This is a genomic window from Campylobacter blaseri, from assembly GCF_013201895.1.
Lineage (GTDB): Bacteria > Campylobacterota > Campylobacteria > Campylobacterales > Campylobacteraceae > Campylobacter_B > Campylobacter_B blaseri.
Genome location: NZ_CP053841.1, coordinates 422,719 through 449,548, shown reverse-complemented (window position 1 = coordinate 449,548; position 26,830 = coordinate 422,719). Strand labels below are relative to the sequence as shown.

Genomic DNA, 26,830 nt, shown 5'->3' with positions numbered 1-26,830 from the left:
TGGCTCTTTTTATATCTTAGCTATTAACTCTATCTCCACTAAAGCGTTTTTTGGTAAAGCGTTTACAGCAAAAGTGCTTCTTGCTGGTTTATGCTCTCCAAAATAGCTTCCATAAATTTCATTAACTTTTGCAAAATCATTCATATCTGCTAAAAAAATTGTAGTTTTAATAACATCTTCAAAAGTTAAATTTTTTACTTCCAAAATGGCTTTTAAATTTTCCATAGCCTGTTTTGTCTGCTCTTCTATACTGCTTCCTGCAAACTCACCATCAACCTTTAAGCCAATTTGACCTGATGTAAATAAAAAATCTCCAACTTTTATAGCTTGTGAATACGGTCCTAATGCAACTGGTGCATTTTTTGTCTCAATTTTTTTCATTTTTTTCCTTTTAAATTTGGTTTGTAATATTATAGCAAATTTATGTTACTTAGAAATATTTAATTATTAAAACACCATATAATATTAAATCTAAAAACTAATTTGCATTATATCCTGTAAAAACACAAACATTTGTAATATTATTGTCAAATAATTCTATACCTATAATATACTTTTTACCTAAAATCATATTTTTAAAGTAAAAAGTAGTAAATCCTTCTTGATTGTAAATTTTAAAATTCTGTTTTTTAAAAAAATCTAAAATTTCATCATTATTTTTATAAGCAAGTATTTTGTTGACATATAATTTTAATTTTTCATTATCTTTTATAGAAATTATATTTTGTATAAATTCAGTTGGCTTTTTATAATAAATTTTGTATATTTTGACAGAATAAAAAGCGAATATACTTGTTAACATTAAAAAAAGTATATTTTTATTAATTTTAAAATTGCCAATTTGTTTTGATAGAAGTAAATATATAAATAGCCATAATATAGCATACAAGGCAAAATAAAAAAAGAAAAATCGTTTATAAAAATAGAAAATATAATTTTTGAGAAAAAAAATACAAAAATACAAAATGAAATATTTTTAATGATATTTTTCATTTTTTACTTTCTAATTTAAATTTCAATATAAAAAAGATTATCCAAATTAAGTAAATTTGCGGGACTATAGACAAACAAATAGTAAAAATATATGAATTTGATATTTTATTTATATAAATAACTATAGGTGCCATAATCCAAGGTATTATAAATGAATAAACACAAAAAAACTTAAAAAAATCATTTAAATTTTTAAGATTTTTAAAAAATTTAGCAAGAATAATACTTGTAATTAAAAAAAACAAAAATATATATAAGTACAAAATAGTAAACTCAACCATCGCAACCATTCCATCCACTGGGCTATATAAGGTATTATCAAATTTTACAAACAAAACATAGTATGAAATATAAAACGCAAAGCATACAAACACAAATGAATTTGCCATATTAAAAGATAACAATATGATTTGAAAAACTATGTTAATTTTTGATTTTTCTGTTTTTGCTTGCTCATTATCAAGTAACTCTATTTGTTTATCTGTTAATTTGTTCATTGTCTATACTCCTTTTATTTTCTTTATCTTTATTTTTAAAAAACCTTACTTCTTTATGTGCTATAATTGATGTTATAAATGTAACTATTAGTGATATGGTTGCTATTATTGTATATTCAAAAAAATATGATTTTTCATATATGTCAGTAGGATATATCTCTGATGTTTCTAAAAATGCTACAATTGCAGAAAATATAAAAACAAAATAGATAAAATAAAAAAACATACCAAGCCTTTTTTCTTTTCTAAAATGATTTATAAGTAGTTTTATATAAGTGTATAGTGTTAGAAAAGCAATCGAAAGGTACCAAGTTCCAATTAACAAACCAAGTTCTCCAAAATCAAAATCATCTTCAGTTGTGATAGGTATAACGGTATTATAATTTGGAAATAGGTATTTTGAAATAATATCATAAAGATGATCCATATATAAATAAAATTTAAAAGCACCAAGAATATAAATATAACATAAAAAAGCACATATAGGAATGCCTAACAAAATTCCTATTATAATTTTAAAAGTAAGTTTTGATTTTAATTGTTCGTTTATATTAGTATTGTTATCTTTAATTTCACTAAAAAATTTATTTTTTTCTATCCCTTTACTTTCTAAAAGTTCAATGAATTTAGAAAAATCATCTTTGGTAAATACATATTTGTTTATAAAAGTTTTAATTTTGTATTTTTTATGTGTTAATGTTAAACTCATATCATTTATACCACTAGAAAAACTATATTTGTTATGTAAAGTATTATAATAAATCTTTTTTGTATAAAATAATCTTTTTATTAAAAAATATTCATCATAACATAAAATTTGTTTTATACTAAATACACAAAAAAAATGCCAAAGGATTAAGATTAACAAACTATAGCCGATGATAGTTGATATAGCATTGTGCAATAATGCCATAAAAAATAAACTAACAAAAGCCGTAACAATTACCCATATCAGATAAAAAATTTCATATAAAACAACCTTAAAATCTTTTTTACGATTTATAACTAAAAGTGGCTTGTCTTCATCGGTTGTTTTTTCCATTTTTATCCTTTTATTTTAATTTCATAAAATGCTCTTCTTTTAAGGTTTTCATTTTTTAAATACTCATCGTGGTTATATTTATAGAATTTAACTATGTAATTAACTCCATTTTTTGGATTTAGTTTAGTTAAATTTATTTTAATATCATTAAAAACTTTATCATTATTTATGTTGTTGTGAATATATATATATATATATATTATTTTTCATTACTCTATAGAGAATATACTGTTTTGCATCACAATCATCTTCATTTTTACATACATCATTTTTTATCAAAATATTTTCTGTTAAATTTATAACATTTTCTTTTTCATTTATCGCTTCATCAGTAGGACCTAAATACAATAAAACATAATATAAGTAGCCTAAACCTAAAACAATTATTATCATTATAGGGGCTATAATAGCTGAAAAAAATATCTTTAAAAAATATTTAAAACCTTTTGAATTACTATTTGTTTTAAAATTCTTTTTAGTAACTAAGTCTTGTTTTGACTTTTTTGGCAAAACTGCTTTTTTATTAATTATTACTGATGTTGTATAAGTTATGATTAGCGATATAAATATAATTATAGAGTGTTCAAAAAAGTATTTAATTTCATAACCCTTTATATCACTATATATCTTAGAAACAAGCATTATAAACAAAGAAAATATAAAAATAAAATATAATAAATAATCAATAATGCCTATATTTATTTCTCTACTAAAATAGTATTTATAAAATTTGATATAAACATAAAGCATTGAAAAAATGGATATTATAAAAGTGCAAATAATTAAAAAACTATGTTCTGCATAATCTATTGTTTCATCTATAAAGCTATCACCTGAAAAATAGCTAAAAAATAAATTTTGCAAAATACTATTATATACATAATCCGCATATCTAGCAAAAGATACAAAACCATAAAAATATACATACCATAAAAAAGCACATATAGGAATTCCTAGCAATACTCCTATTATGATTTTAAAAGTAGGTTTTGAATTTATATTTTTATTCATATATTTGCCTTATGCTAATTCATTAGTCAAATTATATATGGCATTTACATTTTTAAATTTTATCGCCAATGCTTATTAATGCAAATTTATAATTAAAATACTTATATAAATTTATCTATTTTTTTAAAAGTTCTATAGTTAAATTTAATTAAATTTTTCTATTAAATTTTTTAAAATTTTATCTAATTTTTCTACTTCTTCTATGCTAACTCTTTCATTTGTGGCATGGATTCTATCATTAATAACCCCAAACTCAGCAACTTCTACCCCATAACTTGCAAAATATCTAGCATCGCTTGTTCCTCCTGCTGTATTTAAAACAGGCTTTATGCTACAAATTTCTTCAACACTACTTTGTAAAAATTGAACTAATTTTGAATCTTTATTTGTCAAAAATGGCTTTGTTCTCCCATTTATTTCAAGTGAGATATCAGAATCTTTATATAAATTTCTAATATAATTTTCAATATCTTGGCTTGTTGTTAGGTTTGAATTTCTTACATTAAACATAACTTTTACATAATCAGGTGTTACATTAGTAACTTCCATTCCACCTCGGATATCAGTTATAACTATCTTACTTGGCTCAAAAAACTCATTTCCATTATCTAAATTATGTCCTGCAAAATCTTTAAATTTACTAGCTAAAATATGGACTGGATTAATACACTTTGCAGGATAAGCAGCATGTCCTTGTTTTCCAAAAATTTTTAAAACCCCATTAACTGAACCTCGTCTACCTATTTTTATGGTATCTCCCATAATCTTGCTACAAGTTGGTTCAGCAACAATTGCGTAATCAGGAAGTTCATTTCTTTGTTTTAAAATTTCTAAAACCTCAACAGTTCCGTGCAGTGCATCGCCCTCTTCATCACTTGTTAGAAGTAAGCTTAAAGTTCCACTAAAATTTTCTACACTATTAAGGGCTGATATCATAGCTGCCACTCCACTTTTCATATCTTGGGCACCTCTTGCATATATATATCCATCTTCAATTACTGGCTTAAAAGGATCACTACTCCAGCCATCTCCCGGTGGCACGACATCAACATGTCCAGCAAAGCAAAGATGAACACCATCGCCAAATTTCTTTTTTAAAAAAAGATTTTTAACACTATTTTTTTCTATAAATTCCTCTTTAAAATTAGGAAGTAATATGTCAATATAATTTAATACACCATCATCTTTAGGAGTTATTGATTTAAATTTTAAAATCTCAATTAAAATATCTATTGCTTTCATTTATACTCCTTTAATAAATGTATTATACAATAAACTAATTGCAAAAAATATCAAAATCAGTGCTGAAAAATAAGATAACCCCTTTTGTAATCTTTTGCTTATTATGTTTCTGCTTTTATATATTACAAGTGGAAACAAAACTATCCAACTTCCAATCCCAAAAAGAACACCTAAGAATGCAATAATATAACTTCCTTCAAAAGACGCCATTGCAGTGGCTATTCCTATCCAGATAGCTATAATTAAAGGGTTTGTTACATTTAAGAAAAAACCTTCTAAAAAATTTTAAAATTATTTTTTTGTAAATTTGTCTCTAATGCAATATCTTTAGAGGCATTTTTATACATATCATAAGCCAAATAGACTAAAACCAAACTACCCACTACACTTAAAATATTAAAAAACTCTGGGCTATTTAATACTTGTAAAACACCTATGCTTATTAAAAAATAATAAATCACATCTGCACCTACAGCACCAATACCTGTTATTAAAGCGTGCTTGTAACTATGAATCGCATATGACATAACTAAAATATTTAAAGGACCAAAAGGTAAAGCAACACTTAATCCTATCATAATTCCTTGTAAAAACTCTTGCATATTCAACCTTAAAATTTTATCACTTTTGAACCATACCCACCCTCACTTGGAATTCCATCACGAAATGCTTTTACGCTAGGGTGTGCTTTTAAAAACTCTTTTACAGCATAAGCTAGTTTTCCAGTTCCAACTCCATGTTTAATCAAAACCTCATCATATCCCATTACTAATGAATTTGATATAAATTTATCAAGTTTTTCCAAAGCCTCTTCAGCCCTTAACCCATGTAAATCAAGAGTAAAACTTGCATTTTTAGGTTTAGATACATTGATTTTAATTGAGCTTTTTTTGGCTGGAGTTGGATTTCCACTTCTTTTTAATAATTTAATTGGTACTCTAAGCTGAAGATTATCACTTAAAATTACTGCATCACTCTTGCTAAGAGTTATAATCTTACCTTTTATCTTGTCGTATTTAACCATATCTCCTACTTCAAAATTTTCTACTTTACTTTTAGATTCTGGTTTATTTATCTGTTTTTTTAACTCATTTGCTCTATTAATACTACGTTGTTTATCTTTTACATCTTTTAAATTTATAGTTTTTTTAGCCTCTTCTATCGCTCTATAATATTCAATTTCAAGCTTTGAAATTAAAAGTTTTTGCTCTTTTTCAATTTTTTCTTTTTGATTTTTCAAACTATTTAACAAATCATTTAATTTCTGCTCTTTCACCTTTGTTTCTTGAAGTTTTTCTTTAAGTTCAAGTTCCAAATTTATAGCTTTGCTTATAACTTCATTTAAATTCTCTTTATCTTCTCCATAAAGCTTTTTGGCTTCATTTACAAAATTTGGATTTATTCCATAGCGTAAAGCTGTTTCAAAAGCGTATGATTTTCCAATAACTCCTTTTAAAAACTCAAATTTTGGAGCTCCTTTTTCTTCGTCATAAAGTGCAGCAACAAGCTCAACTTCACTATTTTTAGCAAGTAGCATTGCAAGTCTTTTATGGTGAGTTGTGATTACAATTTTGCTATCTTTTGCAATTAGTTTTTTTATAAGCACGCTATATAAGCTAGCTGCTTCTTCAAAATCTGTTCCAAGCTCTATCTCATCAATCCCTAAAATAAGGTTATTTTTATTAAAAAGTTTAGAAAATCCAAGCATTCTACCAGCAAAAGTAGAAATATCATTTTTAACATTTTGTGGATCTTCCATAATGGTTTCAAACTCTTTAAATGTCCCTATTTTACTGCCATAAGATCTTATGGGCATAGGAAGAAGGTATTTGCTGAGCAGAGTAGCACTTAAAATCGACTTTAAAAGCATACTTTTACCACCAGCATTAACTCCTGTTACTAAAAGCACTTTTTTAGTAAAATCAACGCTTACTCTCTTTGCATTATTTAGCGCTGGGTGGGCAAATTCTTTTATAATTATATCTCTTGAGTTATCGCTTAAAACAAAGTCATAATCTTTTGCTTTTGCTAAAAAAGACCTTGCTAGCAAACTATCAAGCTTATCAAATTCCTTATTTATGAACTTTAAAAATGGTAAATTTTTATTAAAAGTAGATGAAATTTGCTTACAATACTCATAAACAATCTCCTCTTTTTTATCCGAAATAGCACTTTGTTCACTTTTAAGTTTTGATATAGAATCAGGAATCACATAAAAATACCCTCCACTACTTCTTGCAACAACGCTCCCTTTTAAAACATGGTTAAATCCACCTCTAACCAAAAGTGCTTCATTTTCATTTATGTAGTGAATTTGAGTATCTGCCAAATATGGCGTTATGGATTTTGAGTATATTAGTTTTTTAAGCTCTCTATCTATCTCGTTTTTTTTGATTTTATACGCTTCTTTTAGTGAAAAAAATCTTTCATCAATACTATCTTTTAACTCGCCTTTATTATCAAAATAATCTAAAATTTCAGAAATTGCCTCTGGTATGATAATCCTATCAAGCCAATTTTTTAACCTAATATCAAAATTAAATTTCTTTATATAGTTAAAATATCTTATAATTTTTATAAATTCGTAAATTTCACTAATGTGTAAAACTGCAAATTTACTAGTTCTTATAATTGCATCATCTAACTTTGCGATGTTTTCACACGGTGTTATTTCATGTTTTGAAAATTCCATAATTTGTTCATAGTTTATCTTACTATCACCATCTAAATATAGATTTTTTGGTCTTGATAAAAATGAGTTGAAATTTTCTATATATTCAATTAAATCTAGTTTTTTAAAAATATTTTTATTCATTATCTAAATTGCAATCCTTAGCTTTAATAATTACATTTTGAAACTCTTTCTTAGCATCTTTTTTAAAAATAAAAGAGTGCGTTGCGTATGAGAAGTTAAAATTTGTCATGTTTACCTCATATCCATTACAATTAAGCGTTTTTCCTTGTTGAAAAGCTTGTATTTTGGAATTTAAACTATCAAATTTCTTATCTTGTTTTGCTTCGTAAAAATAACCAAAAGAGGCAATTGCAACTAGGATAAGTATTATTATAAATTTAACTTTTTTACTTATTTTGTTATCATCTATACTAAATAAAGCTAGCACAAGAATGGCTAGTATTATTAAAATTATATATCTCATATTTTTTTCCTTAATTGATATGTAATATCGCCTGCCCCAAAGCCTATCACTATACCATAGTCTAATCTATGCTTAACTCCAAATATATCATTAAACTCAATATTTTCATTAACTCTACTTACTTTATCAGCAAAAAGTGGATTTAAATGAGCAAATTCTTTTTGCAAATCTATTCCATTACTCTTTTCACCGGCTGAATAAACCGGAAGTATAACCAAATCATCAACTCCCTCAAAGCAGTTTTTAAACTCTTGTAAATTTACTTTAAGTCTTGTGTATTTATGTGGTTGAAATATTGCTGTAATTTTGTTGATTCCCATAAGATTAGCATACTCTTTAACGCTTTTTAAAGTTGCTTTTATCTCTGTTGGATGATGTGCATAATCATCAATTAAAACATAGTCCTTTCTAGCAACTAAAATATCAAATCTTTTTCTAATACCCTTATATTCGCTTAATTTTTCTTTTATCTCCTCAAGCCCCATTTTGCAAGCAGCTGCTAAAATAGCCAAACTTGCATCAATTGCTATGTGATATCCAATCCCAAAAACTTCAAACCTACCTAAATTTTTTAGATTAAAACTCATATATGGCTGATAGTCTCTTAAAACTAGCCTTACATCTGTAATATCTTTACTTGGATAAAGTTTTATGCAATCCATCTTTAAAGTTGATAAAAACTCATCTTCTGCATCAATAACACAGATATCAGCTCTCTCAAGAAACCCTTTATAAGCAGCATAAAGCTTTCTAGTATCATAGTCATAATGTTCCATATGTTCAGGCTCAGCATTTGTAACAACTGCCAAATATGGATTTGAATTTAAAAAACTGCTATCGCTTTCATCTGCTTCAAAAATAATATTTTCACTCTCAAAATACTTCATATTTGAACCAAATTGCTTTGAAATAGCTCCAATTATAACAGAACCTTCAAGTATACTTGCAAGCATGGCTGAGGTTGTACTTTTACCATGAGCTCCGGCTACTGAAAATACCTTTTTATCCTTTAAAACAAGTGGTAAAATTTCCTTTCTAGAATAGCATTTTATACCTTTTTCTCTAGCTTCTTTTAACTCAATATTATCTTCTTTAATTGCAGCTGAATATACTATAAAATCTTGATCTTTGATAATATCTTTTGAGTGTGGAGTTACTACTTCCATTCCCTCTTGTCGAAGTTCTACTACGGTTTCACTCTCTTTGATATCTGAACCACTTATTATATAATTTTTCTCTTTTAAAAATCTAGCAATAGCTGAAATTCCAATTCCACCAATCCCTATAAAATGAACTTTTTGCAAACCTCTACCTTGAAATTAAATTTTAATTTATTATAGCTAAAATAGGCTTACATTTTAAGCTAAACTTAGCACAAAATATAACAAAATCTCTTAGCAAGTCCATACTTTTTCTTTTTCTTATGCCTAAATACTAAAACATCTGGATTTTTGTCATTAAATGGCTATAAACATCAAATTTAATTTAATGCATTTTAAAATTTGGCTTACATTTATCTTTTTTCACAATATATTAGATGATCATTTACTACACCCACACTTTGCAAATATGCATAAACCGTAGTTGAGCCCATAAATTTAAACCCACGTTTTTTCATATCTTTTGCTATTTTATCGCTAAGCTCGGTTTTAGCAGGAACATCTTTCATATTACTAAATGAATTTATTATCTGTTTTTTGTCCACAAATCCCCATAAGTAGTTATAAAAACTACTAAATTCATTTTGAATATTTAAAAAAGCTTTTGCATTTGAGGCTAGAGATTTAAGTTTTAATCTGTTTTTTATAACTCTATCATCACTCATAAATTTTTCAACACAATTATCATCATAAGAAACTAAAATTTCAGGATTAAATCCATCAAATGCCTCTCTCATTTTTTCACGTCTATTTAAAATAGTTCTCCAAGAAAGCCCTGCTTGAAAGCTTTCAAGAATAATAAATTCAAAAAGAATGCTATCATCTTTTACAATTTTACCCCATTCATTATCGTGATAAATTTTTTCTATTTCACTTTTAAGCGCCCAATCGCAACACTTTTTTTCCATATTTATTCCTTGCCAAATTTTAAATTGTATAGATGGTTTTTCACATTTTTTTGCCATAAATTCTTAAAGCTTTCAAAATTAACTTTAGTAAAAAATAGCTAATCCTCATTTTTACCTATTTGGCAATACACACCATATTTTAAAACCTTAAATTAATAATTTTATGAATAGTCATACTAAATTTAAGGTTGCTTTAATTTAAACAAATTTTATCTCTAAATTTATATATTTTTTTAACTTATTTATTATTATGGAATATTTGTTCTGTCTAGCAAATGACATTAACATGCCATTTTAGGATTTTACCTTTAGAGTAAAATCTATTTCAAACTCAATATTTTCCATAATAAACCTTTTAAAATTATCTTTATAGTTTAAATTTCCTTAAATTTAGCTCGCCCGAACTAATATCTAAATAGTATAAAATATCTTTTTTAACTTCTAAATTTGCTAAATATCTAAGTGCTAAATTTGCCTCAAAACTAGCTATAAACATAACAATTGGAGCAGCAATTCCAGCTGGTTTTAAGTTCTCTTTTACAAATGGTTTAAAATTTGCCTTATCCATAAAGCAAACCTGTCCATGAAACGCTTCAACTGATGAATATATCCAAGGTGTATGTTGTGATTTTGCAAATTTATCTATCTTGCCTCTAGTTTCTAAATTATCTGTGGCATCTAAAATTAAGTCAAATTTTTCAGTAGATGTTTTTATAAATTCATCAAAGGTTTTTATATGAGTATTTATCTTTATACCATCATATCTTTTTTCTATTTTTTCTTTAAAAATTTCTGCTTTAAACTTATCGCCATCTTCTAGATTAAAAAGAATTTGGCGGTGGATATTGTGAATGCTCACCGTGTCAAAATCCACAACATCAATTTGCCCTATTCCACTACTTCCTAATGCATATGCCAAAGAACTTCCTAGCCCGCCACTTCCAACTATTAAAACTTTTTTATCTTTTAATAAATTTTGAGTATCCTCACCCCACAGTTGAATTTGTCTATGGAAATAATTCATTTAATTTCCCTTTCTTCTATAATTTCTCTAAATTTCCAAGCTTTTCTTTCCTCTTTTAACTCATCCTTGCAAAGCTCAAAGAGTAAAATTCCCTCTTCTTTTTTTAATCTACTACTTATAATTCCATTTGGAGAAACAGCAAAACTATCACCATAAAACTCATAAATTTTTCCCTCAAATTTAGTTTTGCCTATACGATTTGCTCTTAAAACATAAACTTGATTTGTAAAAGCTCTAATTTTTAAAAGCTCTTCCCATCTTAAGTTTGAATCAAATGTTGAAGATGTTGGAACCAAAACTACATCAACTCTGTTTTTCATCATATATTGCCAACAGATATCAAAATGAGATTCAAAACCACTTATAACGCCATATTTAAATTTATCGTGGTTAAAAACTGGAAGATTTATCTCTTTTGCATCATTTAAAAAAAACTTTTTTTCATTCCAATGATGATAGTTAATAAGTATATTTTGTTGCCAAAATTTAGTTGATTTTGGTGAAAATTTTGATATGCCTTTGATGAAACCATCCCCTTTAGGATGTAAAAAAGGAGCAACTATAGTTATGTCGTATTTTTTAGCAAGCTCTCTCATAAGCTCTTTTTTGTGTGAAATTTGCTCTTTTATTAAATTTTTTGGCATTTTTAAAAGTTCATTTAAAAAGCTATTTAAAACATATTCACCAAGAACAACCATGCAAGCACCATTGTCTTTTACAACTCTTATATAGTAATCAATCCTTGCCTCACTCATAGAAAGAGTAGGAAGTTGAATAATGCAAATTTTACTCATCTTCTTTTTCTATTTCTATGATTTCAAGCTTAGCATTTTCTAAAATATTTTTTGCTTCTTTTAAAATTCCCATACCATCTTTATATAACTTAACACTCTCATCTAAACTTAAATTTTCATCTTTTAATCTCTCTAAAAGAAGGTTTATTTTTTCAATTTTATCTTCAAAACTATCTATTTTTTCCACTCTAATGCCTTTTTTATATAAAAATCAAATTTATCAGTTTCAACTAAAAATGCGTCATGTCCGTAGTTACTGTCTATCTCAAAATATTCTACCATATTTTTTCTATCAGTTTTAACCATTGCCTTATATATCTCTTCCATTTCAGAAGGCATAAAAAGCATATCTCCTTTAAAAGATATAAGTGTGAGTCTTGATTTTATCAAAGACAGTGCATCTTCTAAGCTATCAAAATGCCTTGTACAGTCAAATATATTCATCATTTTTACTATATAAAGATAACAAAGCGGATCAAATCTTTTAGAAAAGTTATGCCCATTATACTCCATATATCTATCTATTTGAAACCTACCTTTTAACTCATAAAGACCATCTGTCTCAACATACTCTCTTCCAAATTTCTTTAAGGTTGAATCAGGACTTAAAAAGCTTATATGTCCTGCCATTCTCCCAATAGCCATACCTTTTAAGCCTTCACTTGCTATCTTGTATCTATCATAATATCCGCCATTAAACTCAGGGTCATTAACAATGCCCTCAATAGCAATTTTATTAAAAGCTATAGCCCAAGGTCTTGTTGCATAGGTGCTTGCAAGCATTATAACCCTTTTACTAAACCGAGGGTGCTCTATAGCAAAACAAAGAGCTTGCATACCTCCTAAGCTTCCACCAATTACAGCATAAGCTTCCTTGATACCAAGTCTTTTAAATAGTTTTATTTGAGCATTTACAACATCACTAATTACAACAACAGGAAATTTTGTTCTATACTCTTTACCGGTGGTTTTATCTATATCAAGTGGACAAGTAGATCCAAAAGGACTAGCTAAAATATTTACACAGATTACAAAATATTTCTTTGTATCAATTGCTTTATCATTGCCTATTAAAGAATCCCACCATCCAGATTTTACTTCATCTTTATATCTTCCTGCTGCATGGTGAGAGCCTGTTAATGCATGACAAACTACTATTGCATTACTTTTATCGCTATTTAGCTCTCCGTATGTTTCATAAACAAGATTATATGAAGGTAGTATACGGCCACTTTCTAAATAAAGTGGCTCGTTAAAATACTCTGTTTCTGTAGATATTTTCACTACTCAACTCTATAATTTGGTGCCTCTTTTGTTATAACAACATCATGAACATGGCTCTCTTTAAGTCCTGCAGTTGTAATTTGAACAAACTCAGCTTTTTCCTGAAAAGTTGGTATATCTTTACTACCACAATACCCCATAGAGCTTTTTACACCACCTACAAGTTGGTATATAACACTACTTAGTGGTCCTGCATATGGAACTCTACCTTCAATTCCCTCAGGAACAAATTTTTCTGATGCAGTGCCTTCTTGGAAATATCTATCTGCACTTCCTTTTTGCATAGCACCAAGTGATCCCATCCCTCTATAGACTTTATATCTTCTACCTTGATAAGTTATCATATCGCCTGGGCTCTCTTCACATCCAGCAAGAAGACTTCCTATCATTATAGAGCTTGCTCCAGCTGCCAATCCCTTTGCTATATCACCTGAATATTTAATTCCACCATCTCCAATTATTGGAATTCCATATTTTTTAGCCTCATCTGCACAATCGCTAATAGCTGTAATTTGAGGAAATCCAACACCTGTTACAATTCTAGTTGTACATATACTTCCAGGTCCAATTCCTACTTTAATACCATCAGCACCAGCCTCTGCTAAGTCTTTAATGCTAACAGAATTTGCAACATTTCCAACAACAACATCAACATCAAATTTAGCTTTTAACTCTTTTAGTGTGTTAATAATGCCTTTTGAATGTCCGTGAGCTGAGTCCATAACAATTGCATCAACTCCAGCTTCAACCAAAGCCTCAGCCCTATCAATTTGCCCAACACCAATAGCAGCTGCAACTATTAGTCTTCCATATTTGTCTTTGTTTGCATTTGGATATTCTGCTCTTTTCTTTAGATCTTTTATAGTAATAAGCCCATCAAGTCTTCCGTTTTCATCTACAATTGGAAGTTTTTCAACTTTATTGCTTCTAAAAATCTTCTCTGCATCATCAAGGGTACAACCTTTTGGTGCTGTTATAAGTGGTGCTTTTGTCATTTTTTCACCAACTAACGCGGCTGTATCTGTTTCAAATCTTAAATCACGATTGGTTAAAATTCCTATTAAAACATTATTATCATCAACTACAGGAACTCCTGAAATTCTATATTCAGACATAATATCTAAAGCATCTTTTACAGTAGCCTCAGCTTTTATAAAAATAGGATCTATTATAACACCACTTTCACTTTTCTTAACTCTTTTTACCATTCTAACTTGGGTATGAATATCCATATTTTTATGAATTACACCAATGCCTCCGAGTCTTGCCATCATAATAGCAGTTCTATACTCGGTAACTGTATCCATAGCAGCGCTTACTATTGGAATATTCAAATTTATATTTTTACTAAATTTTGTTCTTAAATCAACTTCTTTTGGTAATACCTCAGAATACTGAGGAACCAAAAGTACATCTTCAAAAGTTAAAGCTTTTTTTGTTATATTCATATTATTCCTTTACTATCTTTTCTAAAATCAAACCGCCGTCCAAAACACTTTGTTCATCGTATTTTTTACCTACTATTTGAGCACTTATATTAAGACCATCTTTATCTTTACCAACAGGAACAGAGATTGCAGGAATTCCTGCTAAATTTACCCCAACTGTATAAAGATCTCCTAGAAATGTTTCCATAGGAGTTTTATTAGCGCCTAGCTTGTAAGCTGTAGTTGGAGTAACGGGCATAAAGACAATATCAGCCTCTTTAAAAATCTCTTCATACTCTTTACTTATAAATTCTCTAGCTTTTTGAGCTTTTACATAATAAGCATCATAATACCCACTACTTAAAACAAAAGTTCCAAGCAATATTCTTCTTTTTACCTCAGACCCAAAGCCCTCACCTCTAGTTTTTGAGTATAGCTCACCCAAACTATTAGCCTCAGCTCTTCTTCCGTATCTAATACCATCAAATCTGCTTAAATTTGCACTAGCCTCAGCTGTTGATATGATACAATAGGTCGCTATATCATAATTTGCATTTGAAAAATTTTTATATATAATTTTATGACCATCTTTTTTTAGCTTTTCAATTACCTCTAAAAGTCTATCTCTAATCTCACTATCAGCTTGATCTATGTAGTTTTGTATAACAGCTATTGTAAATTTTCTATTTTTATTTAGCTTATCAGCAGTAGTTTGATACTCACCATTATAACTTGTACTATCCTTTTCATCATATCCTGAAATAATATCATATAAAATAGCAGCGTCTTCAACATTTTGAGTTATTGGTCCTATTTGATCTAAGCTACTTGAATACGCACCCAAGCCATACCTGCTAACTCTTCCATAACTTGGCTTAAATCCAACGCATCCACAAAATGCAGCAGGTTGTCTGATACTTCCGCCCGTATCACTTCCCAAAGCTACAATAGCAAGCCCGCCACCAACAGCAGCCGCACTTCCTCCACTACTTCCACCTGGGACTCTGCTTTTATCAATTGGGTTTAGAGTTTTGCCATAAAAAGATGACTCAGTAGTTCCACCCATAGCAAACTCATCCATATTTGTTCTTCCAAAAGGAGATAGTTTTGCCTCTCTTAGCTTTTTAATAACTGTTGCATCATAAGGAGCAACATAGCCTTGAAGTATTTTTGAACAAGATGTAACGCTCCAATTTTTTACTTGAATATTGTCCTTAATGGCTATGGGAATTCCCTCTCCACTTATGGAAATATCACCATTAGTTAATTGCTCAACATATGCTCCAAGTTCTTTGTCTTCTTTTATCTTAACTTCAAGCTCTTTTCTTAATTTATTTATTTCATCTGCTGGAAGTTTTAATGCTTCTTTTAAGCTTATCACTTTGACTCCTTATGTTTGTTTACAAAAAATATACTAATACCTATGCTTACACAAATTAAAGCAACCGTAATCACTACAACACTAAAATTCATAGGCTCACTTAGCATTTAAAACCTCTTTACATCTTGGGCAAACTTCACCTTCAACTTCTGCACTAAATTTCCAACATCTTGGGCATTTATATTTTTTGGATTTAACTAGTCTAAATACCTCATCCAAAACATTAAATTCAACCAAATACTCATCACTATTAATCTCTTCAATATCACTTACTAAAAACCAATCCGACATAGCTAATCTATCAGCTTTTAAAATTTCATCTGAACTTGTTTGAAGAGCTAATTCTAAAGTTGATTTAATACTTTTATCTTTTTTAAGAGTATCTATAACTTCTGAAAATTTCTCTCTTGCTTTTAAAAGAAGTTCATAATTTTCATCGCTTTTATAGTTTATTCCACTATAAATAATGTCAAAGACACTATTACTATTTTCTTTTATAACCTTTGGTGCATTTTCAATTGCTTCATCAACTGTATAGGTTAAAGTTGGTGCTATCAGGGCTAAAAGCTCTTTTGCAATTATTGCCATAGCACTTTGTGCACTTCTTCTTCTTGTACTATTTAACTCATCACAATAAAGTCTATCTTTGCAAATATCAAGGTAAATTCCGCTTAAATCCACACTTATAAAGTTCATAATCAAGCTAAAGCCTTTTGAAAAATCATAATTTTTAAAAGCAGTTGCTGTTTCATTAAATACAGTTGTAGCACGAGATAATATCCACATATCCAAAGAGTTGAAATTATCTGTATCTATTTTTTCTAAATCACTAACATTTGCAAGCAAAAATCTAATAGTATTTCTTATCTTTCTATATTGCTCGCTTACTTGTTTTAAGATATTTTTACTAATTTTTAAATCACTTGAGTAATCACTTAACCCAACCCAAAGCCTTAAAATTTCTACACCATACTCTTTGGCAACATCACTAGGTGCTATAACATTACCGACAGATTTACTCATCTTTTGCCCTTTTTCATCAACAGTAAATCCATGTGTTAAAATGCTTTTATATGGTGCTTTTGCATTAACTGCACAACTTATTAAAAGTGAGCTTTGGAACCAGCCACGATGTTGATCGCTTCCTTCTAAATACATATCTGTTTGATATGCTCCAGCATCATACTCTCCACTATTTAAAACAGCATTCCAAGTGCTTCCGCTATCAAACCAAACATCTAAAATATCCATAACTTTTTCTAAATTTTCTGGATTATATTTTGAGTTTTTTGGTAAAAGTTCACTAATTTCTAAATCCCACCAAGCATCTGCACCTTTTTCTTCAAAAATGTTGGCAACATTGTTTAAAATATCCTCATCAAAAATTGGCTCTTTCGTAGTTTTATCTCTAAAAAATGCGATAGGAACTCCCCAATCTCTTTGTCTTGATATACACCAATCAGGTCTATTTTCCACCATAGACTGAAGTCTTTTTATCCCACTTTTTGGATAAAATGTTACATTTTCTATCTCTTTTAATGCAACCTCTCTTAAAGTCTTGCCATCTAATTTTGGTTCATCCATTGCTATAAACCATTGCTTTGTAGCTCTATAAATTACAGGTTTATGAGTTCTCCAACAATATGGATAAGAGTGGGTAAATTTACTAGAGTGGATTAAGTTATCTCCTAATAATTCTAAGATTATCTCATTTGCTTTGAAGATGTGAACGCCAACCATTTTATCAACAATATCATCTCTAAAAAGTTTTTTAACCTTTAAAGTTTTATCATATTTCCCCTCTTCATCAACAGGCATAGTTATATCAATGCCATATTTCAAAGCTACAAAATAGTCATCCTCACCATGTCCTGGAGCTGTATGAACAAGTCCTGTTCCGCCATCCATTAAAACATGATCGCCTAAAATAATTTTAGATTTTCTATCATTTAGTGGATTTATAGCAAACTCACCTTCTAGCTCTTGTGAGTCAAATTCTTTTACTATTTTTCCCTCTGTTATGTTTTTACTTATTAAAACTTCCAACAAAGGTTTTGCAAAAATATAGTCTTCACTTGTAACAACATATTTTTCACTAGGGCTTAGAGATATCGCCTCATTTGCAGGTAAAGTCCAAGGAGTTGTAGTCCAGATAACTGCTTTTGCTTTTTGCACTCCAAGTTTTTTACAAGCCTCATTGCTTAAATCAAATGCAACATAGATTGAGTAATCCTCTTTATCTTTATACTCAACCTCAGCCTCAGCCAATGCACTTTTTGCAGCCCAGCTCCAAAATACAGGTTTGCTTCTTTCAACCAAAAGCCCTTTTTGTGCAATTTTACATAAAGTTTTATAAATGTCTGATTCAAATTTAAACTTCATTGTAATATAAGGATCTTCCCAATCCCCAACAACACCTAAAGATTTAAACTCATCTCTTTGAATATTTATAAACTCTCTTGCATGCTCTCTACAATGCTCTCTTATGACACTTTTACTTAAACTGTTTTTTTTATCTCCAAGTTTACTTTCAACTTGTTGTTCTATCGGAAGTCCATGACAATCCCAGCCTGGAACATAGCGGATATCTTCGCCAAAAAAGTAGTGAGTTTTTAAGATAATATCTTTTAAAACCTTATTTAATGCATGTCCTATATGCAAATGCCCATTTGCATAAGGAGGTCCATCGTGAAGATTAAAACTCTTTTCTGCGTTTTTTCTTTTCTCTTTCATCATTTCATAAGCATTTTCATCATACCATTTTTTAAACCTTTTAGGTTCATTTTGCGGTAAATTACCCCTCATTTCAAACGATGTTTGTGGTAAAATAAGCGTATCTTTATAATCCATATCAAGCCTTAAAATTAAATTTGTAAATTCTACCTTAGAAGCGCTGAAATATCCATAAATTTTAAAAATCTTATAAAAAAATGTTATAATAATTCTAATAAATAAAGGATTTTTATGAGAAGTATAATCTTGATAATAGGTGAGGATATTAGAGCAAATACATCTTTTTTAAATTATATTTTTAAAGAGTATGTTAAAAACTACAAAGAGCTAGATGATTTAAAATTTATAGATAAAAACAATAAAAATTTATCAGATATTTTTGATAAACTTAGTAGAGATTATGAAAATATTTTTGTATTTGCTTCAAATGAAACATATCACCTAGTAGCAAGAGTTTTAGCAACCTTAACAAATGATGTTTTAAAACTAGAAAAAGACAATCAAACCCTAGCGCCATCTTTATCTAAAAAAATGGAGAGAGATAGTTTTTTAATAAACTATAAAGATATAAATATAAATGTCTTGAAAGTAGAAGCACTCCAAAAACTGCCTAAATTTCTTATATCTCCTACAAAAGATAGTTTATATTTTTATATTTTTGGCTATGAAATTTCAATGATCAAAAACAACCTAGAAGATCTTTTAAGTAAATTTGAAGTTGAATTAGATATCGCCCAATATAGTAACTACATAATAAGAGCAAAAGCAACTAAGAATAAATTTGGTGATTTATCTGGGTTTACAAAGTCTATCTGTAGGCTTTTTAATGAACAAATTATAAAAAATGATTGTATATTTGAATTTGCCGTAAAAAATTTAAGAAAAATTGGTGCCAAAATTAGTATTGCAGAGAGTTTAACAGGTGGTCTTATAGCTTCTAAAATATGTGAAATAGATGGAGCTAGCGAAGTATTTGGTGGTAGTTTAGTCACCTACTCCAATGAGATAAAAAATATATGGCTAGGTGTTAGCGAAGATATTCTAAACACTTATGGAGCAGTTAGTAAGCAGTGTTTAGAAGCAATGCTTGATGGAACTCTGGAAAAAAGTGGAGCTAGTTTTGCCATAGCAGCTAGCGGCATTGCAGGACCTAGTGGCGGAAGTAAAGAGCTTCCTGTGGGAACTGTTTTTATAGGCATTAAAAGCTCTGATGGAAAAAAGATAATAAGAGAGTATCATTTAGACGGCGATAGAAATTACATTAGAGAAGAAAGTGCAAACATAGCAATAAGCATGCTAATAGAATTTTGCGCTAATCTATTTTTTTTCTTATAATGCCAAAGATGATATATAAAAAGATGTTTAAAAAAGGTTTTATATGAAAGATATGGGTGAAGTTCGCATTAAAGTGGTTGCTATGCCAAACAATACAAACTCATCGGGTAATATTTTTGGAGGTTGGATACTATCTCAAATAGACTCAGCTGGAGCAATTGCTGCTAGAGAGGTTGCACCTGAAAGGGTTGTAACTATATCCATGAAAGAGGTAACTTTTAAAGAGCCTGTTTATATTGGAGATCTTCTTAGTTGTTATGCAAAAATTATAAAAGTTGGAAAAACATCCATTACTACATCTATAGAGGTGGTAGTAGAAAGACTAACTCATGAAAAAAGAAAAGTGTGCTTGCATGTAACATCAGCTGAGGCTACATATGTGAGTGTGGATAGGATTGGAAACAAAAAAGAGATAGACCCTGAACTTAAAAAACTACATGGGTTTTAAGCGTCTTAAAAACTTTATGTTTAATTATTGCTATAATATAAAGTTTATTTTTTATCTAAACGTAAATTAATTTTAGATAGAGTTTAAGAATTTATTTTGAAAAAGGATAAGAGTGAAAAGTAAATTTACACAAATAGGTTTTGTTCTTTCTGCCGCAGGAAGTGCTATAGGGCTTGGAAATGTATGGAAATTTCCTTATATGACTGGAGAAAATGGTGGAGGAGCTTTTGTTTTAATATATTTAATAACTATCTTTTTTGTTGGAATTACACTATTTATAGCAGAAGTTGTCCTAGGAAGACTTTCTAGAACTGACCCTGTTGGAACATTTGAAACCTTAGCAACAAAACATGGTAAAAAGTGGAAATATGCTGGCTTTGCCATCATAGGCTCTATGCTTATAGCCTCTTTTTATATGGTTATAATAGGGTGGATTTTAAAATATATGTATGAAATGTTTGTAAATTTACCAAGCACCATAGAAGCCTCTTCAGCTATTTTTGGTGGTTTTGTAACAGCTGATTTTAATATGCAATTTATACTTTTTAACCTTGTATTTTTTATAGTGTTTTTTATAGTTTCAAAAGGGATAAAAGGCGGTATAGAAAAAGCAAATTTAATCCTTATGCCACTACTTATCTTAATACTTGGTTTTATGCTTTTTTACTCATTTTCTATGGATGGTTTTGGAAAATCCTTTGAGTTTTTGTTCTATCCTGATTTTTCTAAAGTTACAGGCAAAACTATAATAACAGCAGTTGGACAAGCGTTCTTTACACTCTCACTAGGTGTTGGAACTATAATGACTTATGGTGCATCTCTTTCAGATGATACAAATATAGTTAAATCATCATTTCAAGTTGCTTTTTTAGATACATTTATAGCTTTAATGGCTGGTCTTATAATATTTACACTTATTTTTCAATACAATGCAGAACCAGCTCAAGGTTCTGGACTTGTCTTTATATCTTTACCAACACTATTTTATCAACTTGGCTCTTTTGGGAATATAATTGGCATGCTATTTTTCGTCGCTCTTGCTTTTGCTGGCATAACATCTGCAATATCCATGATAGAGCCAAGCGTGTTTTTTATGATTAAAAGATTTAAATTTTCAAGAGTAAAAGCGCTATTTGCAGTGGGTGCTCCTGTTTATATATTTGGCACAATGTCACTTATGACAAATATAGATAATTTAAAAAGATTTGTTACATACTTTGGCATAGGATTTTTTGATATTTTAGACAAACTAACTACTTTATGGATGATGCCTATTTCTGGAGTTTGTGTTGCTGTGTTTACAGGATATTTTGTAAAAAAAGAGCTTGTGTATAATCTTCTTTCAAAACATATGAGTGATACTTTGTTTAATATATGGTATTTTGCTATAAGATATGTAGCACCAATTAGCGTTATAATCATATTAATAAACGGCATTATTGGTAGCTAAATTTAGGGTGCATTAATTTGCACCCAATTAAAATAGTTTCTTAATATTCCCAAAAATTGTTTTTGATTTGGCTTTATTGACAGATAATACCTCTCCACTTTCTACACAATAAGCACTTAGTTTTTTACCAAACCCACAACCTGTATCAACATCAACACAATTATAAATTTCTAAAACATCTTCATGCGGAGTGTGTCCAAATATATTAAATATTTTACACTCTCTATAAGGCATTTTAGTATTCCATAAAGCAACCTCTTCTATAATTTTTTTATCATCTTTTCTATGCCAATGCTCCCCTATAAAAGCATGAGAAATAACTACAGGTAGATTGTTTTTAGTAAGATTTAACTCAAGATATAAAGGCAAAGTTTCAAGAAATTTTAAGACATTTTTTAAAATTTCTCTTTCTTTTTCAGATATTTTATTTGATGGGTAATTTATATTAATACCAAATGAAATTAAAGCCTCTTTTCCTCCATAATTAAACCACGGATACGAACTCCAATAAATTTCATATTTATCATGTTTTAAAAAAATTTTAACTGCATTAATCATCATAAATTCGTGATTACCCATAACGCATTCAAATTTATTTGTTTTAATATACTCTAAAACTTTTTTAGAACCAGATCCTCTATCTATGACATCACCAACAAATATAATCCTTGATTTTTTTGGAATTATATCTACAAGTTCTAATAACATCTCATACTCACCGTGAACATCGCCTATCACATATGTCAAAATTATCCTTTGATTTATTTTATTTATTATATCAAAATCCTAATTCATACGACATATTTTATAAAATACTACATTTGCTATAATTTTAGACACTAACTCATATGGAAATTTTCTCTACTATAACCCCGCTAAGTACGAGTTAGTAGCATTATATTTTAAATTATTAGTTATTAATATTTTAGATGTAAAGTTTATGATAATATTTTGTTGTCTCATAAATCTTTCTAGTAAGCTCTTTAATCTTTTCATCATAACATAATTGTTAAATTTCTCATCACCAATAAAATCACTATTAACTTTAAAGGTTTTTAAGTTTTCTAAACCACATATAATTAAAAGCACTATAAATACAAACTAAAACTATGAATGATAAATTATATATTTTAAAAATTTTTTATCTCATCTTTTATGGTTGAATCAGAAGCTTTTTTGAAATAAAATTTTGATTTTTCGCTATTTTTAAAACGATATAAATTAGCTAAATAATAACAAGATTTATAATAGTTTAAATCATCACATCCTTTTGTAAAATACTTTATAGCCATTTCAAAATCTTTATCGTAATTTTTGCATTCATTGTTTTTACAAGTTTTATTATAATGATAAAATCCTAAATTTTGACACCCTTCTTTTACACCATTATCACAAGCTTTTTTATAATTTTTATTTGCATTTATTTGATCATTTAACTTTATATCATATATATTTCCCAAGCTAGCACAAGCATAAAAGCTATTGTTATTACAAGAAATTTCATGGTATTTTAAAGCCATATTATAATCCCCTTGTTTAAAATAAATATGCCCTAGTTCTGTGCAAAATTTAGTATCTAACTCACAAGCTTTTTTATAATAAGTAAATGCTTTTTGTGTCATATTTGAATCATCTAGCATAATAGCCGACATCAAACAACCTTTTGCATTATTATATTTGCAAGCTTCATTAAACTGTTCTAAGCAAACACTGCCATCTTTATGACTTAAATTTCTTACTCCACCTATATATAAACAACTTCCCAAAGTAAAGCAAGATTTAGCATTTTTATTTTTTGAACACTCTTTAATATAAATTTCAAAATCGCCAAGATTGCAATCAAGATAAGGCGATAATAAATTGGTAAGATTATAACTATTTTTTATATCTGATTTATTATTCAAGATTTTGTTTGTATCATTTGTAAAAGCTAAATTTGCAAATATAAAAAACATAAAAATTAAAGTTAAAATTTGTTTCATTGTTTTATCTCCTAGTAAAATGTAAATTTAATATACTATATTTAATTATAGCTTTATGTAATTATTTTTAAAATTTGAATTATAAAATTAGCCCTTTTAAACCAAGCAGTTTCATATTCCACTTTTTTTCAACCATAGTTTTAAGAAATGCTGGAACAACTCCACTCATCTCAAAACCTAACACATTAGCAACAGCATAACTATGTCCTATAGAGCATATAACACCATGACTTTTAAATTTAAACTCCTCTTTAAAGTCTTTATTTTCAAGCATAGCTTTAAACTCTTTGGCTAAAAACTCACCTTGCTCACAAGCTATTTGTGCTGTTGGTGGGTAAAATCCACCATTTCCATCGCTTACCGCACTTACATCACCTATACAAAAAACATTCTCATGGTCAAAGGTTTTAAGTTTGCTATCAACTTTAACCCTGCCACGCTCACTTTCTATATAACTTTGGCTAACCACACTAGCCCCTCTTACACCAGCTGTCCATACGATAATATCAGCATCAAGATAACCACCATTTTGAAAATTTACACGATATTTTTCAAGCGAACTAATTCTAGTATTATGAGTAACTTTAACACCTAATTTTGTAAGGTTCTTTAGTATTTTTTGAGATATTTTTTCACTAAAAAAAGTAAGAAGCCTAGGGGTTGAGCTTATAAGATTAACACTAAATTTATCAAATTTAGAGCTATCTTGCCTATAAAATTCCAATTTTTTCTTTAACATATTAGCACAAGAAGCAGAAAATTCAATCCCAGTAAGCCCACTACCACATACTGCAATGCTTAATCCAGTTCCATTTTCTAAAGCTTTTGTAAATTTATCCTTTATAATCTCACATATTCTAGAAGCCTGTATGTACGAGTCTATAAAAACTGCATTTTCTATACCCTTTAAGTTGAAACTCTCTTTTTCAAAACCGGCTGCACATATTAGATAATCATACTTAAATTTTGAAAACTCAGTAGTTACTGTGTGGTTTTCTTCGTCTATATCTAAGACTAATTGTTGTATTATTTTTATTTCTGGGTGCAAAAATTCACGCAAATCAAACATAATCTTTCCGCTGTTTTCTGCTGTTGCAACTTTATGTAGCATAGTTGAATGATAGTGATATGAGTTTTTGTTTATAATGGTAAAATCGCCCAACCTAAAACACTCTTCATCTAAACTTTTTAAAAAAGCTATGCCAGCATAACCAGCTCCTACTACTAATATCTTTGGTTTTTCTTTCATAAAATGCCCCTAGTTTGATTAACACCTAAATTTATATAGATTAAATTTTAACTTTGCATATAATATAATCTTTGCAGTTTTTTTATTTAGATAAACAATATTATCAAAAAAAATATTAAGCAAAAATTAATAAAAATATTTACAAACTAAAACTAAACTTTCAATAAATCAGCAAATTTAGCATTACGAATTTGAACTATATCTTTAACTTTTAATTTGATTTGCACACCTATTTTTCCACCGCTTACAATTATTTCATCTAAGCTTTGAGCACTTTTGTCCAGCTGGATTGGATAATCTTTTTTCATACCAAAAGGAGAACATCCACCCCTTACATACCCAGTTACTGCATTTATCTTTGCTACTGGAATTAACTCAACTTTTTTAACCTCGCAAACTTTTGCCATCTTTTTTAAATCAAGCTCTTTTGCGACAGGAATCACAGCAACATAGTAGTTGTTGTCATTTCCTTTAAGTACTAGTGTTTTATATACCATATCTACATCAAAGCCTATTTTCTTTGCGACAGATATGCCATCTATAGCACCATCTGATTCATAAAAGAATGCTTCATAATGAGCTTTATGCTTGTCTAAAATTCTCATCGCATTTGTTTTATATTTTTCCATTTCATCATCCAATTTTTATAATGAATTAATTTAATATTTTAATTAAATTTTACTAAGTAATTATCGCTTATGCTAATTTAATATCTTATAAAAATAAAAAAATCCTTTTAAATATACTTTTTCATAAAGAGTAAAAAATTAATTTTATTAGTAAGATTAAATAGCTTTTTATAAAAACTAAACTATTATTTCAAAATAAATTTTCTTTAATCATAGGCTTTGAAGGCTTATATAAATTTGATTTAAAGTATCCATAGCAAGTTATAAAACGATATGCACAAAATCTACATTAAATAGTGATAACTATAAAATAAATTGCTGTAAATATTTTAAATGCTTTCATTTTTGTTATAAAATTTTAATTTAAAACATAATTTTAGCTTTTTTAAAGCTTAGCTTGTATATAATAACTTTTTCAACAAATCAGTGGGTTCTTAGCTCAGTTGGTTAGAGCTCCCGGCTCATAACCGGGCGGTCGAGTGTTCGAGTCACTCAGAACCCACCACCTCAAATACTACTCCAAACAAATTTATAAACTACGAAAATATGTCTATATATAGATCAAATACTAATTTTTAAACTATCATCAAAATTTAGCTTTATCAAATTTCGCCACCTTTTACTTCTTTTTTTTATATGATTTATTTTATTTATTTCGCTAATTCATTTTAAGTAGTATTTTTGCATAAATAAGTCTATGCTTTTATAACTTGCTTTAAAATATGAGATAACTTACTCTTTGTTGGTTTAAAGTTTTCTATCTATTGTTTCTTGTAAAATAATATTTTGTTATTTAAATTAAATATATTAATTAAACCTGACTTTGCTCCAAATAACAAGAAAGTCTTTGGTTATATTTAAAAATCTCTTTTAGTAAGTAAAAAACAAAAAAGTAGTCAATATAAGCTACTATTGAAATTTATTTAAATTTTCCGACTATTTTAGTTTAAAACATTTCAATATTTATTAAAATAAGACTTTTAAAAGTGTTTTTATAAAATGTAAGTGGTGTCCCCAGCGAGATTCGAACTCACGGCCTCAAAATTAGGAATTTTGCGCTCTATCCTGCTGAGCTATGAGGAC

Annotated in this window: 26 protein-coding genes and 2 tRNA genes; 4 read left to right on the top strand and 24 right to left on the bottom strand. The window is 28.5% G+C overall.

Annotated features, from left to right (window positions below):
- Window positions 1-9: 9 nt before the first annotated feature.
- From CBLAS_RS02405 to ileS, 19 genes are all read right to left on the bottom strand, one after another.
- Window positions 10-381: a RidA family protein gene (locus CBLAS_RS02405; RefSeq protein WP_106871457.1), complete on the bottom strand. Its 372-nt coding sequence runs from the start codon at window positions 379-381 to the stop codon at window positions 10-12.
- Window positions 382-478: 97 nt separating this feature from the next.
- A complete protein-coding gene (locus CBLAS_RS02400) occupies window positions 479-802 on the bottom strand; it encodes a hypothetical protein (RefSeq protein ID WP_106871459.1) in 324 nt (107 codons plus the stop codon).
- A 187-nt stretch (window positions 803-989) separates the two neighbouring features.
- Complete coding sequence (locus CBLAS_RS02395) at window positions 990-1,490, bottom strand: hypothetical protein (protein ID WP_106871463.1); 501 nt, start codon at window positions 1,488-1,490, stop codon at window positions 990-992.
- Window positions 1,471-2,532, bottom strand: a complete 1,062-nt coding sequence (locus CBLAS_RS02390; protein WP_106871465.1) for a hypothetical protein — start codon at window positions 2,530-2,532, stop codon at window positions 1,471-1,473. Before CBLAS_RS02390 ends, CBLAS_RS02395 begins: the two co-directional genes overlap by 20 nt.
- 162 nt (window positions 2,533-2,694) lie before the next feature.
- Window positions 2,695-3,543 (bottom strand): hypothetical protein, encoded by an 849-nt coding sequence (locus CBLAS_RS02385; protein ID WP_106871468.1) that lies wholly within the window; start codon window positions 3,541-3,543, stop codon window positions 2,695-2,697.
- Window positions 3,544-3,687: 144 nt separating this feature from the next.
- Window positions 3,688-4,785 (bottom strand): succinyl-diaminopimelate desuccinylase, encoded by a 1,098-nt coding sequence (dapE, locus tag CBLAS_RS02380; RefSeq protein WP_106871470.1) that lies wholly within the window; start codon window positions 4,783-4,785, stop codon window positions 3,688-3,690.
- On the bottom strand, window positions 4,786-4,995 hold the full coding sequence (locus tag CBLAS_RS02375) for a hypothetical protein (RefSeq protein WP_106871472.1): 210 nt from the start codon (window positions 4,993-4,995) through the stop codon (window positions 4,786-4,788).
- Between the two features lie 65 nt (window positions 4,996-5,060).
- Entirely contained in the window at window positions 5,061-5,387 is a 327-nt protein-coding gene (locus CBLAS_RS02370; RefSeq protein WP_106871474.1) for a LysE family translocator, read from the bottom strand.
- Between the two features lie 8 nt (window positions 5,388-5,395).
- Window positions 5,396-7,600 (bottom strand): endonuclease MutS2, encoded by a 2,205-nt coding sequence (locus CBLAS_RS02365; RefSeq protein WP_106871477.1) that lies wholly within the window; start codon window positions 7,598-7,600, stop codon window positions 5,396-5,398.
- Window positions 7,593-7,943, bottom strand: a complete 351-nt coding sequence (locus CBLAS_RS02360; RefSeq protein ID WP_106871479.1) for a hypothetical protein — start codon at window positions 7,941-7,943, stop codon at window positions 7,593-7,595. Before CBLAS_RS02360 ends, CBLAS_RS02365 begins: the two co-directional genes overlap by 8 nt.
- On the bottom strand, window positions 7,940-9,247 hold the full coding sequence (gene murC / locus CBLAS_RS02355) for a UDP-N-acetylmuramate--L-alanine ligase (RefSeq protein ID WP_106871481.1): 1,308 nt from the start codon (window positions 9,245-9,247) through the stop codon (window positions 7,940-7,942). Before murC ends, CBLAS_RS02360 begins: the two co-directional genes overlap by 4 nt.
- A gap of 209 nt (window positions 9,248-9,456) precedes the next feature.
- A complete protein-coding gene (locus tag CBLAS_RS02350; protein WP_106871483.1) occupies window positions 9,457-10,011 on the bottom strand; it encodes a DNA-3-methyladenine glycosylase I in 555 nt (184 codons plus the stop codon).
- 367 nt (window positions 10,012-10,378) lie between these two features.
- The gene (locus CBLAS_RS02345; protein ID WP_106871484.1) at window positions 10,379-11,035 is read right to left on the bottom strand and encodes a HesA/MoeB/ThiF family protein; all 657 of its coding nucleotides are present in this window, start codon (window positions 11,033-11,035) and stop codon (window positions 10,379-10,381) included.
- On the bottom strand, window positions 11,032-11,829 hold the full coding sequence (locus tag CBLAS_RS02340) for a carbon-nitrogen hydrolase family protein (protein ID WP_106871486.1): 798 nt from the start codon (window positions 11,827-11,829) through the stop codon (window positions 11,032-11,034). Before CBLAS_RS02340 ends, CBLAS_RS02345 begins: the two co-directional genes overlap by 4 nt.
- The gene (gene xseB, locus CBLAS_RS02335) at window positions 11,822-12,016 is read right to left on the bottom strand and encodes an exodeoxyribonuclease VII small subunit (RefSeq protein WP_338152844.1); all 195 of its coding nucleotides are present in this window, start codon (window positions 12,014-12,016) and stop codon (window positions 11,822-11,824) included. Before xseB ends, CBLAS_RS02340 begins: the two co-directional genes overlap by 8 nt.
- On the bottom strand, window positions 12,004-13,113 hold the full coding sequence (gene metX, locus CBLAS_RS02330; RefSeq protein ID WP_106871490.1) for a homoserine O-acetyltransferase MetX: 1,110 nt from the start codon (window positions 13,111-13,113) through the stop codon (window positions 12,004-12,006). Before metX ends, xseB begins: the two co-directional genes overlap by 13 nt.
- On the bottom strand, window positions 13,113-14,561 hold the full coding sequence (gene guaB, locus CBLAS_RS02325; protein ID WP_106871493.1) for an IMP dehydrogenase: 1,449 nt from the start codon (window positions 14,559-14,561) through the stop codon (window positions 13,113-13,115). The genes metX and guaB overlap by 1 nt, the downstream gene beginning before the upstream one ends.
- 1 nt (window position 14,562) lies before the next feature.
- Window positions 14,563-15,921 carry an Asp-tRNA(Asn)/Glu-tRNA(Gln) amidotransferase subunit GatA gene (gene gatA / locus CBLAS_RS02320; RefSeq protein WP_106871495.1) on the bottom strand — a complete coding sequence of 453 codons (1,359 nt, stop codon included), beginning with the start codon at window positions 15,919-15,921 and terminating at the stop codon, window positions 14,563-14,565.
- 96 nt (window positions 15,922-16,017) lie between these two features.
- Window positions 16,018-18,771: an isoleucine--tRNA ligase gene (gene ileS / locus CBLAS_RS02315; protein ID WP_106871497.1), complete on the bottom strand. Its 2,754-nt coding sequence runs from the start codon at window positions 18,769-18,771 to the stop codon at window positions 16,018-16,020.
- A 114-nt stretch (window positions 18,772-18,885) separates the two neighbouring features.
- Between ileS and CBLAS_RS02310 the strand changes: the two genes are divergently transcribed.
- From CBLAS_RS02310 to CBLAS_RS02300, 3 genes are all read left to right on the top strand, one after another.
- Window positions 18,886-19,989, top strand: coding sequence for a CinA family protein (locus CBLAS_RS02310; RefSeq protein WP_106871499.1), 1,104 nt, complete (start codon window positions 18,886-18,888; stop codon window positions 19,987-19,989).
- Between the two features lie 43 nt (window positions 19,990-20,032).
- Window positions 20,033-20,437 carry an acyl-CoA thioesterase gene (locus CBLAS_RS02305; RefSeq protein ID WP_106871501.1) on the top strand — a complete coding sequence of 135 codons (405 nt, stop codon included), beginning with the start codon at window positions 20,033-20,035 and terminating at the stop codon, window positions 20,435-20,437.
- A gap of 112 nt (window positions 20,438-20,549) precedes the next feature.
- The gene (locus CBLAS_RS02300; protein ID WP_106871503.1) at window positions 20,550-21,887 is read left to right on the top strand and encodes a sodium-dependent transporter; all 1,338 of its coding nucleotides are present in this window, start codon (window positions 20,550-20,552) and stop codon (window positions 21,885-21,887) included.
- Window positions 21,888-21,914: 27 nt separating this feature from the next.
- Here the strand turns inward: CBLAS_RS02300 and CBLAS_RS02295 are convergent, their stop codons facing one another.
- The 4 genes from CBLAS_RS02295 to ybaK all read right to left on the bottom strand — a co-directional run bounded on the left by CBLAS_RS02295 (window position 21,915) and on the right by ybaK (window position 25,747).
- A complete protein-coding gene (locus CBLAS_RS02295) occupies window positions 21,915-22,625 on the bottom strand; it encodes a metallophosphoesterase (protein WP_241517598.1) in 711 nt (236 codons plus the stop codon).
- 392 nt (window positions 22,626-23,017) lie between these two features.
- Window positions 23,018-23,869, bottom strand: a complete 852-nt coding sequence (locus tag CBLAS_RS02290; RefSeq protein WP_106871507.1) for a tetratricopeptide repeat protein — start codon at window positions 23,867-23,869, stop codon at window positions 23,018-23,020.
- A gap of 79 nt (window positions 23,870-23,948) precedes the next feature.
- Window positions 23,949-25,118 carry an NAD(P)/FAD-dependent oxidoreductase gene (locus CBLAS_RS02285; RefSeq protein WP_106871509.1) on the bottom strand — a complete coding sequence of 390 codons (1,170 nt, stop codon included), beginning with the start codon at window positions 25,116-25,118 and terminating at the stop codon, window positions 23,949-23,951.
- Window positions 25,119-25,270: 152 nt separating this feature from the next.
- A complete protein-coding gene (gene ybaK, locus CBLAS_RS02280) occupies window positions 25,271-25,747 on the bottom strand; it encodes a Cys-tRNA(Pro) deacylase (RefSeq protein ID WP_106871511.1) in 477 nt (158 codons plus the stop codon).
- A gap of 428 nt (window positions 25,748-26,175) precedes the next feature.
- Between ybaK and CBLAS_RS02275 the strand changes: the two genes are divergently transcribed.
- Window positions 26,176-26,252, top strand: a tRNA-Ile gene (locus CBLAS_RS02275).
- Between the two features lie 501 nt (window positions 26,253-26,753).
- On the opposite strand, the gene CBLAS_RS02270 is transcribed toward CBLAS_RS02275, so the two are convergent.
- Window positions 26,754-26,830 (bottom strand) — tRNA-Arg (locus CBLAS_RS02270).

Bases quoted from the DNA above. Each gene is read 5' to 3' on its own strand.
- CBLAS_RS02405 (WP_106871457.1), bottom strand. From the start codon at position 381: ATGAAAAAAATTGAGACAAAAAATGCACCAGTTGCATTAGGACCGTAT.
- CBLAS_RS02400 (WP_106871459.1), bottom strand. From the start codon at position 802: ATGTTAACAAGTATATTCGCTTTTTATTCTGTCAAAATATACAAAATT.
- CBLAS_RS02395 (WP_106871463.1), bottom strand. From the start codon at position 1,490: ATGAACAAATTAACAGATAAACAAATAGAGTTACTTGATAATGAGCAA.
- CBLAS_RS02390 (WP_106871465.1), bottom strand. From the start codon at position 2,532: ATGGAAAAAACAACCGATGAAGACAAGCCACTTTTAGTTATAAATCGT.
- CBLAS_RS02385 (WP_106871468.1), bottom strand. From the start codon at position 3,543: ATGAATAAAAATATAAATTCAAAACCTACTTTTAAAATCATAATAGGA.
- dapE (WP_106871470.1), bottom strand. From the start codon at position 4,785: ATGAAAGCAATAGATATTTTAATTGAGATTTTAAAATTTAAATCAATA.
- CBLAS_RS02375 (WP_106871472.1), bottom strand. From the start codon at position 4,995: ATGGCGTCTTTTGAAGGAAGTTATATTATTGCATTCTTAGGTGTTCTT.
- CBLAS_RS02370 (WP_106871474.1), bottom strand. From the start codon at position 5,387: ATGCAAGAGTTTTTACAAGGAATTATGATAGGATTAAGTGTTGCTTTA.
- CBLAS_RS02365 (WP_106871477.1), bottom strand. From the start codon at position 7,600: ATGAATAAAAATATTTTTAAAAAACTAGATTTAATTGAATATATAGAA.
- CBLAS_RS02360 (WP_106871479.1), bottom strand. From the start codon at position 7,943: ATGAGATATATAATTTTAATAATACTAGCCATTCTTGTGCTAGCTTTA.
- CBLAS_RS02350 (WP_106871483.1), bottom strand. From the start codon at position 10,011: ATGGAAAAAAAGTGTTGCGATTGGGCGCTTAAAAGTGAAATAGAAAAA.
- CBLAS_RS02345 (WP_106871484.1), bottom strand. From the start codon at position 11,035: ATGAATTATTTCCATAGACAAATTCAACTGTGGGGTGAGGATACTCAA.
- CBLAS_RS02340 (WP_106871486.1), bottom strand. From the start codon at position 11,829: ATGAGTAAAATTTGCATTATTCAACTTCCTACTCTTTCTATGAGTGAG.
- guaB (WP_106871493.1), bottom strand. From the start codon at position 14,561: ATGAATATAACAAAAAAAGCTTTAACTTTTGAAGATGTACTTTTGGTT.
- ileS (WP_106871497.1), bottom strand. From the start codon at position 18,771: ATGGATTATAAAGATACGCTTATTTTACCACAAACATCGTTTGAAATG.
- CBLAS_RS02310 (WP_106871499.1), top strand. From the start codon at position 18,886: ATGAGAAGTATAATCTTGATAATAGGTGAGGATATTAGAGCAAATACA.
- CBLAS_RS02305 (WP_106871501.1), top strand. From the start codon at position 20,033: ATGAAAGATATGGGTGAAGTTCGCATTAAAGTGGTTGCTATGCCAAAC.
- CBLAS_RS02290 (WP_106871507.1), bottom strand. From the start codon at position 23,869: ATGAAACAAATTTTAACTTTAATTTTTATGTTTTTTATATTTGCAAAT.
- CBLAS_RS02285 (WP_106871509.1), bottom strand. From the start codon at position 25,118: ATGAAAGAAAAACCAAAGATATTAGTAGTAGGAGCTGGTTATGCTGGC.
- ybaK (WP_106871511.1), bottom strand. From the start codon at position 25,747: ATGGAAAAATATAAAACAAATGCGATGAGAATTTTAGACAAGCATAAA.